Origin of the sequence: Pseudomonas lundensis (assembly GCF_002269125.1) — a bacterium.
GTDB classification, from domain to species: Bacteria; Pseudomonadota; Gammaproteobacteria; order Pseudomonadales; family Pseudomonadaceae; genus Aquipseudomonas; species Aquipseudomonas lundensis_A.
This window is the reverse complement of record NZ_NQKI01000001.1, coordinates 15,800-30,144: the sequence shown is the minus strand read 5'-3', so window position 1 is coordinate 30,144 and position 14,345 is coordinate 15,800. Positions and strand designations below refer to the sequence as shown.

General features: G+C 59.6%; 11 protein-coding genes and 1 pseudogene. 4 read left to right on the top strand and 8 right to left on the bottom strand.

Annotation, left to right across the window (positions count from 1 at the left end):
* Positions 1–216 precede the first annotated feature (216 nt).
* A complete protein-coding gene (locus CJF39_RS00125; protein WP_094991596.1) occupies positions 217–888 on the bottom strand; it encodes a polysaccharide lyase family 7 protein in 672 nt (223 codons plus the stop codon).
* A gap of 324 nt (positions 889–1,212) precedes the next feature.
* On the opposite strand from CJF39_RS00125, the pseudogene CJF39_RS00120 reads away from it, so the two are divergent.
* The 3 genes and pseudogenes from CJF39_RS00120 to CJF39_RS00110 form a co-directional block, all read left to right on the top strand.
* Positions 1,213–2,523: pseudogene (locus CJF39_RS00120) on the top strand (diguanylate cyclase domain-containing protein); the annotation flags it as partial.
* Between the two features lie 99 nt (positions 2,524–2,622).
* The gene (locus tag CJF39_RS00115; RefSeq protein ID WP_094991881.1) at positions 2,623–3,123 is read left to right on the top strand and encodes a M48 family metallopeptidase; all 501 of its coding nucleotides are present in this window, start codon (positions 2,623–2,625) and stop codon (positions 3,121–3,123) included.
* A gap of 63 nt (positions 3,124–3,186) precedes the next feature.
* Positions 3,187–3,483, top strand: a complete 297-nt coding sequence (locus CJF39_RS00110) for a winged helix-turn-helix domain-containing protein (protein WP_094991594.1) — start codon at positions 3,187–3,189, stop codon at positions 3,481–3,483.
* Here the strand turns inward: CJF39_RS00110 and CJF39_RS00105 are convergent.
* Positions 3,474–3,941 carry a GNAT family N-acetyltransferase gene (locus CJF39_RS00105; RefSeq protein ID WP_094991593.1) on the bottom strand — a complete coding sequence of 156 codons (468 nt, stop codon included), beginning with the start codon at positions 3,939–3,941 and terminating at the stop codon, positions 3,474–3,476. The genes CJF39_RS00110 and CJF39_RS00105 overlap by 10 nt on opposite strands.
* Positions 3,942–4,157: 216 nt before the next feature.
* Between CJF39_RS00105 and CJF39_RS00100 the strand changes: the two genes are divergently transcribed.
* On the top strand, positions 4,158–4,895 hold the full coding sequence (locus tag CJF39_RS00100; protein WP_094991592.1) for a substrate-binding periplasmic protein: 738 nt from the start codon (positions 4,158–4,160) through the stop codon (positions 4,893–4,895).
* A 33-nt stretch (positions 4,896–4,928) separates the two neighbouring features.
* Here the strand turns inward: CJF39_RS00100 and yccS are convergent, their stop codons facing one another.
* The 6 genes from yccS to CJF39_RS00070 all read right to left on the bottom strand — a co-directional run bounded on the left by yccS (position 4,929) and on the right by CJF39_RS00070 (position 14,324).
* Positions 4,929–7,103 carry a YccS family putative transporter gene (gene yccS / locus CJF39_RS00095; RefSeq protein ID WP_094991591.1) on the bottom strand — a complete coding sequence of 725 codons (2,175 nt, stop codon included), beginning with the start codon at positions 7,101–7,103 and terminating at the stop codon, positions 4,929–4,931.
* A gap of 124 nt (positions 7,104–7,227) precedes the next feature.
* A complete protein-coding gene (locus CJF39_RS00090; RefSeq protein ID WP_094991590.1) occupies positions 7,228–8,406 on the bottom strand; it encodes an NAD(P)/FAD-dependent oxidoreductase in 1,179 nt (392 codons plus the stop codon).
* A 142-nt stretch (positions 8,407–8,548) separates the two neighbouring features.
* Positions 8,549–9,886, bottom strand: a complete 1,338-nt coding sequence (gene dbpA / locus CJF39_RS00085; protein WP_249275306.1) for an ATP-dependent RNA helicase DbpA — start codon at positions 9,884–9,886, stop codon at positions 8,549–8,551.
* Between the two features lie 147 nt (positions 9,887–10,033).
* Positions 10,034–11,464, bottom strand: a complete 1,431-nt coding sequence (gene mdtD, locus CJF39_RS00080) for a multidrug transporter subunit MdtD (protein ID WP_094991589.1) — start codon at positions 11,462–11,464, stop codon at positions 10,034–10,036.
* Between the two features lie 80 nt (positions 11,465–11,544).
* The gene (locus CJF39_RS00075; protein WP_094991588.1) at positions 11,545–12,882 is read right to left on the bottom strand and encodes a TldD/PmbA family protein; all 1,338 of its coding nucleotides are present in this window, start codon (positions 12,880–12,882) and stop codon (positions 11,545–11,547) included.
* Positions 12,882–14,324, bottom strand: coding sequence for a TldD/PmbA family protein (locus CJF39_RS00070; protein ID WP_094991587.1), 1,443 nt, complete (start codon positions 14,322–14,324; stop codon positions 12,882–12,884). The genes CJF39_RS00075 and CJF39_RS00070 overlap by 1 nt, the downstream gene beginning before the upstream one ends.
* Between the last annotated feature and the right edge of the window lie 21 nt (positions 14,325–14,345).

The following is a 14,345-nucleotide window of genomic DNA, read 5'->3' as shown; positions in this document are numbered from 1 at the left end:
CGGCGACTCCAGAAGATAGCCCTGCGACTTTCAGTGCCGCAAGCAATGCCTGAGGGGATACCGCCATCTCAGAAGTGCCCTTCATTTACATAAGCAAATATCCCACTTTCGACCGAGGATGAGTCCGTTGATTCGCATCATTTAGACATCATCTGGCCTACCCCGACGTGACCAAAAGCCATGACTGTAGAGCCGCATTGCAGCTCAACGTTTTGCTCAAAGCGCGTTGTGGTCGATGTCCAGCTTGCTGAACGTGACTTGTCCACCTTCCTTGCTGTTGCCCGTGTTGTCTTGCACGTACACCCCTGCCTTGAAGTACAACGGTTTGTCGCGCCACGTGGCGCTGATGGGGGTGCTCCACACCTTATTGGCGCCTTTGACCTTCAAGGTGCCGTCGGGCGTCAAATTGATCACATAGGTGAAGCTTTTTTGCAGGGGCACATTCTCGGCTACGGTCACGGTTTTGATGGTGGTGTCGTTGGGGCGTATGCGCACCTTGGCCACCAGATTGCCGCTGAGTTTGCTGGTTTTGTATTGATACTCAAACTTGAGCATGGGCTGCTGGCTTTGAAACGCGTGGATTTGACCGATCACGATCTTGCCCGAGGAGGGCACTTGATTGACGGTCAATGTAGCGTTCAAAAAATGGTTGGCGCTGGGGTAGAGCCAATTGCGCAGGGAGCCATCGGCGCGAGTCTCACGTAATTCGCTGCGCGGGTAAATGGCGTTGACGGTGGTGCTTCCGGTCACGGGCGCCCAGAAAAAAAGCGTGCCGGAGTCGGAGTGGAAATACATATTTTTGAAGCCCTTGAGCAGGCGCGGTGTCTCGATGGTGGTAGGGGGATTACCGACGGGAACACTCAGGTTCCAGGTTGCCAGATCGATCATGTTTCGGGCCTTGAGCTGAGGCACTTACAGGCATCAAACGCGTTGATGGCGTCTGGACCAGGGCTTTGAGGGATGGTCTTTATAGGACGATCGGTAGTGCCAGTAAATAACCAGGTGTTTAATTGACGTCAAAAAATAGGCCGCGGTTGTAAGGCTTGCCTTACACAAAGGGACTAATGGCTATACCGTTAGTCGGTTCAGTACAACTATGTGTAATTGTGTGACGGTGGGTCGCTTCTGCTTTGTGATACTCAGGTTTAGAGTTGGATCCCGATTTTTGTCCGGTTTTCTCCTGAGTTCAGGACAGTCATAAAGAGAAGCAGCATGGAATGCGTGCCCGAGAAACCAGTCGAGACTGGTTCAGTGCTTTTGGTAGTGGATGATTACCCTGAAAATCTGATCAGCATGCAGGCGCTGTTGCAGCGTGCGGATTGGCACATTCTGACGGCAACGTCAGGTGTAGAAGCCCTGGAGTTGTTGCTCAGTAACGAGGTCGATCTGGTGCTGTTGGATGTGCACATGCCAGGCATGGACGGGTTTGAAGTTGCCCGACTGATGCGCGGCAGCCAACGCACGCGGCTCACCCCGATTATTTTTCTCACGGGCAATGCACAATCCCGGGACGCGGTACTCGAGGGCTACGCGTGCGGCGCCGTCGATTACTTGCTCAAGCCCTTCGATTCTCAAATCCTCAAACCCAAAGTGCAGGCGCTGCTGGAACATCAAAGCAATGCCCGGGCGCTGCGCCGCTTGAGCCGTGATCTGGAAATAGCCCAGGCGTTCAATGCTTCGGTACTGGAAAATGCCGCCGAAGGCATTCTGGTGGTCAACGAAGACGGGCGTATCCGATTCGCCAACCCGGCCATTTCCCGCTTGCTCAAGGTCTCCGTAGCGGGTCTGGAAGGCGTGCCCCTGCTGGATTTCCTGCAAAAACCCCACGTACCCGAGTGGTATGAGTCTGCGATCTATCATGGTTACCGGCGCGGCGAAACCTATCGCGTGCATGATGCAATCCTGCGCTCGGCCCAAGGCCAACTGCTGCCTGTCACCCTGTCCTGTGCGCCGTTGTCGGGGCAACAGCACGCGATGGTGGTGACGGTGCTGGACATGTCTGAAGTGTGCCATTTGCATCAGCAACTCGAACTGCAAGCCATCACGGATTCATTGACGGGACTCTTGAACCGTCGCGGTTTTCAGCGTTCCGTTGAGGGCGTGCTGATGCGTGACGCTGCGGACACTCAATTGCGTGCGCTGCTGTATCTGGATCTGGACGGTTTCAAGCGTATCAACGACTCGCTGGGGCATGAAGTCGGGGACCGTGCGCTGAGTTGGGTCTCCGAACAGCTGGAGCAGTGCGCCCGGCCCGGCGATGTTTTGGGGCGCATCGGCGGGGATGAGTTCACCCTGTTGCTGAACGTCACTGAGGCGCAGGAAGCTGCGCAGATTGCCCGGCAACTGATCGACATGATTGCGGTACGCCAGCAAATACAAGGGCTGGATGTCAGCCTTGGGGTCAGTATTGGCATTGCGCTGTCCCCCGGGTGTGGCACGAGCCTTGAAACCCTGATGCGCGCAGCCGATGCGGCAATGTACGAAGCCAAGCGGGCAGGGCGTCAGCAGTACCGCTTTTATGATGCGTTAATCAGCGCCCAGCCCTTGCTGAGCCCTGTTCACTGGAAGTAAGGGCCGATGCGCCGCTACACTGGCGCACTTTTTACGCGTCGCGCGGGCCCCATGACTGCTCTCAAATACCTCCAGGCATACCCTCAGACCTTGCAGGATCAAGTACGGCATTTGATCGAGCGTGATCAGTTAGGTGCGTACCTGAACGAGCGTTATCCCCGCAAACATGCAGTGCAGAGTGACAAAGCCCTGTACGTGTACGCGCTTGAACTCAAGCAGGAGCACCTGCGTAACGCGCCGTCTTTTGACAAAGTGCTGTTCGACAACCGCCTCGACCTGACCCACCGCGCCCTGGGCTTGCACACCACCATTTCACGGGTGCAGGGCGGCAAACTCAAGGCCAAGAAAGAGCTGCGCGTGGCTTCACTGTTTAAAGATGCCGCGCCCGAGTTCCTGAAGATGATCGTGGTGCATGAGCTGGCCCACTTGAAGGAGTCGGACCATAACAAGGCGTTTTACAAATTGTGTGAGTACATGCTGCCCGACTATCACCAGCTGGAATTCGACCTGCGGGTGTACCTGACGTGGCGTGACCTGCAGAGTAAAACCTGACTTTACCGGTAGCCGCGAACAGGTTCGCGCAACCGAAAATCCACCGTGTGACCGGAGTGATGAATGGACGTCAGTAAAACCAAAAGCAGCTTTTACCGGCGTCTGTATGTGGCCTGGTTGATTGATACCCAACAGGCCAGCAACGTTCCGGCGCTCACGGAGGTGACCGGCATGCCCCGTCGTACGGCGCAGGACACAATAGCGGCGCTGGCTGATCTGGACATCCTGTGCGAATTCGAACAAGAGGACGGCGCCCGCAATCACGCCGGGCGCTACGTGGTCCGCAGCTGGGGTCCGATTAATAAACAGTGGATCGCCGGGCATGTGGATCAGATCAAGCAGGTGTTGGGTTACCCCTGATCGTCGGCGTCCAGGCGCATGCCGATATGCGGGATGTTGTCTTCCAGGTATTGCTCGCCTGCGACGTAAAAGCCGTGCTTTGCATAAAGCGATTGCAAGTGCGCCTGGGCTGACAAAAAGACAGGTTCCTGCGGCCAGTTTTCTTTGATGTTAAGCAGGGCCTGGTCCATCAAGTCATGGCCCAGGCTATGTCCACGTGCCTGAGGTGCCACGATGACCCGGCCAATCACTACATCCCCGGCATGGGAGTCTGGGTCGAGCAAGCGTGCATAGGCCACCAGTTGATCGTTTTGCCAGCCCATCAGGTGCAGCGTGTCACCTTCCAGATCCTGTCCGTCGATGTCCAGATAGGCACATTCCTGTTCAACGATGAACACTTCGCAGCGCAGCTTCAAAATGGCGTACAGCTGTTCTTTACCCAAGTCGGAGTGGTGTTTGCAGATCCAGTCAGTGGTCACGGTGTTGTCCTGAACAAGTGGCGGTCGCCAGATACTAGGCGTGATGGCAAAGCAGGCCAAGCGTAAAAGTGTCAGCAGATAAGGCTTTTTAATATCAACCTTTTGCGATTGGGGGTTATCTTTAGGTGGTCAGGTCTCTCATACCCTGACGCTGATCAGGATGAACCCCAATAATTGGCAGCTAAATAATAGTGGGTAGACCTATAAGGATCTTGCATGTCTCGCTTGCGTCGGGCTTTGATTGTGTCTGGATTGACCTTATGGGCTCATCACGCCAGCGCCGAGACGCTGCGTCTGGTTGGCGATCTCTGGCCGCCTTTTACCGACGGCACGCTGATCAATGGTGGGCTGGCCACTGATCTGGTCAGCACGGCCCTCTCGCGGGCAGGTTATCCCAGCAGGTTTGAGCAAGTGCCTTGGGCGCGAGCGTTGCAGGGGATACAAAACGGTCGTTATGACGTACTGGTCAACGCCTGGTTCAAGGAGGACCGTCTGAAAATCGGGCAGTTTTCGGCGCCGTACCTGCAAAACCGCCTGCGTTTTATCCGGCGCAAAGACTCTCCCGTCAATTACGACACGCTGGCGCAGTTGACTGGCTATGCCATCGCCTACGTGCCCGGTTACGCCTACACCCCCGAGTTCGACAACAACACCCACCTCAACAAAGTCCCTGTGCATAACTTTGCGATGGCTGTGCGCATGTTGGTGGCGGGCCGAGTCAGCCTGACACTGGAGGACGAGTACGTGGCGCGCTATCGGCTGGCGCGTGAGTCAACGCGGGTGCGCAATGCGGTGGAGTTTATGCCCAAGGCATTGAGCGAAAACCAGCTGCATATTTTGGTCAGCCTGCAGAACCCCGATCACGCCAAAATCGTTGCGGATTTCGACCGTGAAATCACCGCCATGAAAGCCGACGGCAGCTTTGAGCGTCTGATCAAGGCGCATGGCATGTAACCCGGCGTGATCGCCAGAGGCCGCCAAACGCCTTTACGGGGTTTTGATTAAATGCGCGGCCAATGTGCGCAATGGCCCGAGCTGGCGGCAGATCAGTGCCAGTTGGGTTTGCACCAGGCGCTGACTTTCGTCGATGTCATCGGGCATCTGCTCCAATGCACTGGCCAGCGCTTCCTCGTCATCGCTTTGCACCGCCACGGGCTGACGGTTGGCCAGACCTTGGGCGATCAGGTCAATGCTGTCGGCAATCGTGCGCCCGGCACCTTCGATCAACTGTTCACGCACCTCGGCCGGCAACTGCGTGTCGCGGTGCGCGCCCAGCCCTGACAAATAGCTGAGCAACGTGTGGGACAACACCAGAAAGCGGAAGCCCATGTCCGCATCCTTACGGAAGTGCCCCGGCTCCATCAGCATGTTGGCCAGTGTGGTCGACAGCGCCGCATCTGCGTTGTGGGCATTGCGTCGTGCCAGCCGATAGGCCAGATCGTCGCTTTTGCCCTGCGCATATTGCTGCAAGATCTGGCGCAGGTATTGGCTGTTGCAGCTCAGGGTGTTAGCCAGCACTTTATTCAGGCGCCGCCCTTGCCAGTCTGGCAGGAACAGGAACACGGCGGCGGCTGCAATCACGCTGCCCACCAGCGTGTCGAACAGGCGCGGCAGGAACAACCCGTAGCCGTCGCCCACCTGATTGAAGCAAAACAGCACCATCAAGGTGATGGCCGCGGTGCTCAAGGTGTAGCGCGTGGTGCGGTAGATAAAGAACACCACCCCTGCTGCGACTGCGAACATCGACTGAATCAGCGGATTGGGGAACAGATCAAACAGTGCCCAGCCCACCGCCAGGCCAATGGCCGTACCGATGATGCGCTGGCTGAACTTGCGGCGCGTGGCGCCATAGCTGGGCGAGCACACAAACAGCGTGGTCAGGATGATCCAGTAGCCTTGGGTCGGGTGAATCCAGTGCACCATGGCAAAACCGATGCACAGCGCCAACGGCAGGCGCAGGGCGTGACGAAAAATCAGCGACGTGGGCGTGAGGTTCTGGCGCAGACGCGACCACACATCCTTCAGGTTGCGCGGCGAGCGGTCCAGCAAGCTGCTGTCGGTGGCATCCGCAAGGGTGTCGGGGTTGCTGGCGTCACTCAGCAAGCGGTCGAGGGTCCCGAGGTTGGCGGCCAGCGCCCGCAATGACCGTAACAGCCCGCGCCAGGCCGGATTGCTCTGGATGCGCAAGTGTTCGAGGGACGCGTGCAAGTCGCTGAGCGCTTCGGCAAAACTGTCGTCATAGACAAAGGGCTGGCGCAACTTGATCGACTCGGACAAGCGCTGGCAAGCGCTCCCTTGTTGGCGCAACAGGCGTTGGCAGCGGAACATCACGTCACTGTGGAAGAACGTTTCGGCCAGCGCGTTGTAGGGATAGTGCGAAGAACTGGCGCGCTCGTGAATGTCTTGGGCCAGGAAATACAGCTTCAAGTAACGGCTGAGCGTGGAACCCGGCCGCGAGTTACCGACGCGGTGCAGGATGATTTCCTTGGCTGTGTTGAGCGCGGCCACCACCTTGCCGTTCTGGCGCGCCAGCTCAAGGCGCCCGGCCTCCACGTCCAGCGTGCGGATCGGTTCGAACAACGACGACTTCAGCTTGAGATACAGCCCCAATTCCCAGAACAGCCGCGCCAGACTTTGCTGCACCGGCTGATTGGAAAACAGTGCCTGCCACAACACCGACAGCACCCCGTACCAAGCGGCGCCCGCAACCAACAGCAGCGGCTCATGCCAAAAATCGGTGACTTCACCGCCGCGCTGGTCGACACCGATCATCGTGTACACCGCGAGGATCAGCGTGGCCGACGCGATGGCGCCATAGCGCTCGCCCAGCGCCCCCAGCATGGTCAGGCCAAAACTGGACAGCGCCAACGCGCACACCATTAAGAGCGGGTAGGGGAATAACAGTTCGACCGTGGTTGCAGAGGCGGTGAAACACACCAGCGTCACCAGCAAGGCATTCAGGCGCCCCTGCCAGCTGTCATCGGTTTCGGACAGGGCGCTGGCGATGATCCCGAGAAACAGCGGGATCAGCAGCTTCATCTCGTTCTGATACCAGCAAAAGGCCATGCTGCCGGTCAGGGCGATAAACACCCGGACGCTGTAACTGAACTTGTCTTGCGCCCACAAGCGCCGCAGAGAGTGTCGAAAGGTTTTCGATGACATTGAAGTGGCATTGCCTTGCGAGTCGTTTCGCTAAATTGAGCCAGTTATGACGACAGTGCAATGACACTGTTCACATCGGCCCCAAAATAATGGGGCCGTCATCGCGGTCTTCAACCGCAGAGGGTTAAACGTACTGCGCAGCGGCGTAACCCGAGGCCCAGGCCCATTGGAAATTGAAGCCGCCCAGGTGGCCGCTGACATCCAGCACTTCACCCACGAAATACAGACCAGGGCTTTTCAGCGACTCCATGGTTTTGGACGACACTTCCCGCGTGTCCACCCCGCCCAGGGTCACTTCGGCAGTGCGATAGCCTTCAGTGCCCGCCGGTACGACCTTCCAGCACGCGAGTTTGTCCGCCACCTCTGCCAACTCGCCCGGTGTGTACTGCTTCATGGGTTTGGACACAAACCAGTGCTCGGCCAGCAGGTTGGCCATTTTCTTGGTGAAGATCTCACCCAGCAGGGTTTTCAGCTCTGTGTTCGGTCGTTCAGCCTGTTGGGTGTGCAGCCAGTCGAGGGCATCGAGGTCGGGCAGCAGGTTGATTTCCACCGTGTCGCCAGGGTTCCAGAACGATGAGATCTGCAAAATCGCCGGGCCGCTCAAGCCGCGGTGAGTGAACAGGATGTTCTCGCGGAAACTCTGGTCATTGCAGCTCACCAGGCAATCCACCGAGGTGCCTGACAGTTCGGTGCAGATCGCTTTCAACTGATCGGTGATGGTGAACGGTACCAACCCGGCGCGGGTCGGCAGCAGGGTATGCCCGAATTGCTTGGCCACTTGATAGCCAAAGCCGGTCGCACCGAGGGTCGGGATCGACAACCCGCCTGTGGCGATCACCAGGGATTGGCACTGCAACACATCGAGGGTGGTATTGAGGGTGTAACCGGATTCGGTTTTCTCGATCTTCTCGACGGACGTGTCCAGGTGCAGGCTGACACCCGCTTGCTGGCACTCGTCGAGGAGCATCTCAAGGATGTCGCTGGACTTGTTGTCGCAGAACAGTTGGCCAAGTTTTTTCTCGTGATACGGCACGCCATGCTTGGCCACCATCGCGATGAAATCCCACTGGGTATAACGGGCCAGTGCCGACTTGCAGAAGTGCGGGTTCTGCGACAGGAAATTGTTAGGTTCGGTGTACATGTTGGTGAAGTTGCAGCGTCCACCGCCGGACATGAGGATTTTCTTGCCCGCCTTGTTGGCGTGGTCGATCAACATCACTTTGCGCCCACGTCCGGCAGCGGTCAGCGCGCACATCAAGCCTGCGGCGCCAGCGCCAATGATTACAACGTCGGTAGAACGCACAGCGCAGTCCTCATTAAAAGCTACCTTCCCCCCCAACCCTCTCGGAGGGAGAGAGCGCTAGAGAGGGGGGGGTTTGGAATTCTGAATCAATCTGCCCCCTCGCCCTCAGGGAGAGGGTTGGGAAGAGGGGGGTTAAGGCGTTTTACAGCACCCGCACGCGCAGCGAACGGCCTTTGATTTTGCCATCGCTCAGGCGCTGAGCGGCCTGCTTGGCGATGGTGCGATCAACCGCGACGTAGGCCTGGAAGTCGAAAATCGCAATTTTCCCGACCTGAGCGCCCGGAATCCCGGCCTCGCCCGTCAGCGCACCAAGAATGTCGCCCGGACGCACTTTGTCTTTGCGCCCGGCACCTATGCACAACGTGCTCATGGCGGGCAGCAGCGGCGCGCCACCTTGCGAGGTGAGGGTGTCCAGGGTTTCCCAGTTCAGCGGGGCCTTCTGCAATTGTTCGATGGCTTGGGCGCGGTGCGCTTCGGACGGTGCAACCAGACTGATGGCGATGCCTTTTTCACCGGCACGGCCGGTACGGCCCACACGGTGAATGTGGATTTCGGAATCGCGCGCCAGTTCGACGTTGATCACCATGTCCAGTGCGTCAATGTCCAGACCACGGGCGGCCACGTCAGTGGCAACCAGTACCGAGGTCGAACGGTTGGCGAACATTGCCAGCACCTGATCGCGGTCGCGCTGTTCCAGATCGCCGTGCAGGCCGACGGCAGAAATGCCTTTGGAGGTCAGGTGATCCACGGTTTCCTGAACCTGCTGCTTGGTGAAGCAGAAGGCCACGCACGATTGCGGGCGGAAATGGCCCAGCACCTTGGTCACGGCGCTCATGCGTTCTTCAGGGGAGATCTCATAGAAGCGCTGTTCGATCTGGCTGTCAGTGTGCAGCGCCTCGGCTTTTACCTGCTGCGGGTTGCGCATGAACTTGGACGACAGTTGCTTGATGCCGACCGGGTACGTGGCCGAAAACAGCAAGGTCTGACGGCGCTTCGGGGTTTGCACAATGATGTCTTCGATGGCGTCGTAAAAGCCCATGTCGAGCATCCGGTCGGCTTCGTCGAGTACCAGCGTGTTCAGGCCGTCGAGCACCAGCGAACCTTTGCGCAAGTGTTGCTGGATGCGGCCCGGGGTGCCGACGATGATGTGCGCGCCGTGCTCCAGCGAACCGATCTGCGGCCCGAAGGACACGCCACCACACAGGGTCAGCACTTTGATGTTGTCTTCAGCGCGGGCCAGACGGCGAATTTCTTTCGCGACCTGGTCGGCCAGTTCACGCGTCGGGCAAATCACCAGCGCCTGACAGCCGAAGAAGCGCGGGTTGATCGGGTTCAGCAGGCCGATACCAAAGGCGGCGGTCTTGCCGCTGCCGGTCTTGGCCTGAGCGATCAGGTCCATGCCTTTGAGGATCACCGGCAAGCTCTGCGCCTGAATCGGCGTCATCTGGGCATAACCGAGGGAGTCGAGGTTAGCCAGCATGGCGGCGGACAAGGGCAAAGTATTAAAAGCGGTGGCGATGGTGGTCACGGGACTGGCCTGCAAAACAAAATGTCGCGCAGTGTAACAGCCCAAGGCCCTTCGCCTGAAGATTCTGGACGAGTTGTCGCCCAGAATCCGCGGCAACCCTCAGTGGTCCAGTTCGTGCTCCGAGTGGGCTTTGGGTTTACGGCCATCCTGAGGTGACAGTTGCAGGAAGATCGCCGCGGCCAGCATGGCCATGATGCCCACGGTCAGGAAGGTCAGTTGGAACGCCCCCAGCACCGTGTCCACCCCATCCCCGCCGCCATCGCCGGTGAAGCCGCCGAGCAGTGCACCGGCACAGGCCACGCCCAGGCTGAGCGACAACTGCGCCACCACCGACAGCAAGCTGTTGCCACTGCTGGCGCTGGCGTCGTCGAGGTCGATCAGGGTCACGGTGTTCATGGCAGTGAACTGCAAGGAGTTGATGGCCCCGAGCACGGCCAGCATCGACAGCAACAGCGGGTACGGCGTGTGTGCAGTCACCAAGCCCATGCTGGCCAGCATAATGCCCAGCGCGAAGGTGTTGAAGGTCAGCACCTTGCGATAGCCGAGGCGCTCGATCAGTGGCCGCGCCACCCACTTGGCCAGCATTGCGGCACCTGCCAGCGGCAGCATGCTCATCCCGGCTTGTGAAGGCGAATACCCCAGTGCCACTTGCAACAGCAACGGCACCAGAAACGGCAGCGCACCACTGCCCAGACGGGCGAACAGGTTGCCGAGGATGCCCACGGCAAACGTCTTGGTCTTGAACAGCCTTGGGGAAAACAACGGATTGGCGATATTACCGGCGCGCAGCCAATACGCCGCCAGGCACGCCATGCCCGCAAACAGCAGCAACATCACCCGCAAGTGCGGCATGTGCAGTTCGCCCAGCCCTTCCATGGCAATGGTGATGAACACCATCGCCGCGCCAAACAGCAAAAAGCCCAGGCCGTCGAAACGGGTGCGTTCGTCGCCGCGCAAGTCTGGAATGAAATGCCAGACCGCCCAGCAACCGAATGCGCCGACCGGCAGGTTAATCAGAAAGATCCAGTGCCAGCTCAGGTACTGCACCATCCAGCCGCCCATGGTCGGGCCGATCAAGGGGCCAAGCAGGCCGGGGATGGTGATGAACCCCATGATCCGCACCAGCTCCGAGCGTGGATACGCCTTGAGCACCACGAGCCGCCCCACCGGCAACATCAAGGCGCCGCCCAGCCCTTGAATCACGCGGGCGCCGATCAGTTGGTCGAGGGTGCCGGACAGCGCGCACAGCAAGGAGCCGAGGCTGAACAGGAGGATGGCGCTGAAGAAGATTTTCTTGGTGCCGAAGCGGTCGGCAATCCAGCCGGAAGCCGGGATCAGCAAGGCCACCGTGAGCATGTAAGCGACGATCACGCCCTGCATGCGCAAGGGGTTCTCGTCCAGGTCGCGGGCCATGTCCGGCAACGCCGTGTTGAGGATCGTGCCATCGAGTGACTGCATGAAAAACGCGATGGCGACCACCCACGGCAACCAGCGCAATGTTTCAGGACTGAGAACCGGGCGTGCGGGCATAAGACCTCGTCGTGTGAAAAGTCAGCGGTGTCGCCGTTGCCGCAGGCTGCAGGGGGCCAGCGGCAACGATTGCGCAAGCGTTACAACGTCAACGTGATTTTTTTGACCAGCGCGCCGGGCAACAGGTTCGATGCAGTCTGGCGCTGGTCATACGTGCTGGCCGACAACAGCAACTCGCGTTCCACCGTCAGCGCTTCCAACTGCGACCCCAGCAGACTATAGACGCTGTCATCAAAACGCATGGTGTTCACCGGGGCCATGATCTGGCCGTCTTCGACCCAGAACGTCGCGAAGCGGGTCATGCCGGTCATGCGAGCGGCAGGTTGGTCAGAGTAGTTCAAGTACCACAGGTTACTGATGTACAGCCCGGTGCCCAGTTGCGTGAGGATATCGGCCTGCTCCAGTGTGCCCGGCGCCATTGCCAGCGCACTCGGGGACTCGCCCGGTAACGCGCCGTTGACCTGCAAGCCATATTCGGCGGCGCTGCGAGACCCTACCAGTTGCTGATTGGCCATGCCGTTGGTGACCAGTGACAGGTCCTGGCGCGGATACCCTTCCCCGGAAAACGCCGGGCTCAGGGACTGGCTGACCTGTTCGTCCAACGCCACCAGCGGGCTTAGACGGGCGTCACCCGCGTAGAGCTTTTGCAGTGGGCTGGCCTTACTGGCCAAGGCTTGCGCCGAAAACCCGCCCCAGCTCAGCATGCTCATGACTTCTTCCAGTGCAGCCGGAGCCAGGTAGGCGCGGTATGCGCCGGGGGCCAACACGTGCGCCGGGCGGCCGAGAAACGCCAGTTGCTCGCGGGCCAGCTGCATGCGCCGGGCAAAGCGTTGGCTTTCCCATTGGGCGCCGGCGTAACTGGCTTTCACGGCCTGGCCGTTGCTGTGGAACAGGCTCCAGTCGAAATTGAAGCTGTTGGCCTGATGCCAGCCAAACGCATCTTCAGAGCTGGCATAGCCGTAGCTGATCGGCCCGCTGGCGTAAAAGCCCACCAGATCGACGCCCTGGGACGCGCTGCGAATGTCGTCCAGCACCTGGGCGGTGTCCGGCAAAGGCGGGTTTTGCACGTTGCGGCTGCGCCATGACTCGGCGCTGAGCAGCAAATACGGGTCCACCGGCAGCAGCGGCAGGGTCTCGCGCAGTTGCTGCACGGCGAGGGCCAGACGCGACTGGTCAAGGTCAGCGTCGCCGCTGAGGGTCAGGCTGATATCGGCATGACGGCCTTCGTTGATCAACTTGAGGCTCAGGCTGGCCTGCTGAACCTGCCCGGCCTGTCGCACTTTGCCCTTGTTGAAACGAATGAATTCCGAGGTTTCAGCGTTGTAGTTCAGGGTGAACCGCTCAGGGCCGCGCAAAGCCGCCCGCAACCCGTTGACCAGCCCTTCAAAATGCCCGATTTCACGCATTGATTGATCCATCAGGCATCCCCTCCAAACACATCGATATCACTGAATACACACGCTGGCGACGCATGCCCGACGCGGATGACCTGGTTCGGTTCGCCTTTGCCGCAGTTGGGTGTGCCGAGCACTTTAAACGTGCTGGCGTCACCGACTGCGCTGAGGCTGCGCCAGAACTGTTCGGAAATGCCCCGGTAGTTGGGGTTTTTCACCACACCCTTGAGTTCCCCGTTTTCGATCAACTGGCCCCACTCGCAGCCGAACTGGAATTTGTTGCGGGCATCGTCAATCGACCACGAGCGGTTGGTGGCCATGAGAATGCCGCGCTCAATGCCGCCAATCAGTTGCGCCATGCTGTGGTCGCCGGGCTCCACGTTGAGGTTGGCCATGCGGTCAATCGGCGGTCGGTTCCAGCTGCACGCCCGGCTGTTGGCCACGCCCTCCAGCCCGGAACGGAACTGCGACAGCGCGCCGCCCAACGGGCGCAGCAACAGCCCTTCACGGATCAGGAATTCTTTATGCGCCGGGGTGCCGTCGTCATCGTGGCTGTAGCTGGCAAGTTGCTCCGGGATGTTGGGGTCGAACGTCACGTTCAATAGCGTCGAGCCGTATTGCAACTGCCCGAAGTCGCTGGTTTTGACGAAGCTGGTGCCCGCGTAATTGCGCTCGTCGCCGAGGATGCGGTCCAGTTCCAGAGGGTGTCCGATGGATTCGTGGATTTGCAGGATCATTTGGTCCGGCATCAGCAGCAGGTCGCGCTTGCCCTGCGGCGCATTGGGTGCCAGCAGCAGTTGCAAGGCTTGATCCGCCACCGTGGGCGCAGCGCCCACCAGCCCGCTGCGGCCGATGACATCGGCGCCGCCCTGCTGGCCAAAGTTCTCACGGCCCAGGCTGCGGGTCTGGCTGTCGTGGCCGTCGAACGCCGTGACCGACATCCCCGGATAGACAAAACGCTGGGCCTGGCGCAAGTCGGCACCCGCGCTGTTGAGGTAGATCTGCTCGACGTGGTTGAGCCCCAGGCTGACGTCCCAGCTCACCAGCCGTTCGTCCTTGGGCACCGCGGCGGACTCGGCGCCCAGCAGCGCGTAGCAATCGCTGAGTGACGGGAAGGGCTGATGGATGTCAGGCGAGCAGTATTCGGCCTGCTCGCTGGAGACCGGCTCCAGGCTCAGGTCCAGCAACGCATGGCGGGCAATCAGGCGCGCCTGTTGTTCGGCACGCTCCAGTGCAGCCTGCAAACCGGCCAGGGTCAGGTCGTTGGTGGCTGCATACGCCTCCACCCCGTTGACCCGCGCCGTGAGCATCGCGCCCTGGTCCTGCTTGAAATAAGGAGGTTCTGCGACATTCTTGCGTACCGACAGAAATTGCCCGGACTCGCGCACGTAACGTAACGAATAGAACTCGGCCCGGGTGTGCAATGCGGCAAAGCATCGCTTGAGCTGAGGGTAGAAATCGAACATACACAGATCTCCTTACTGACA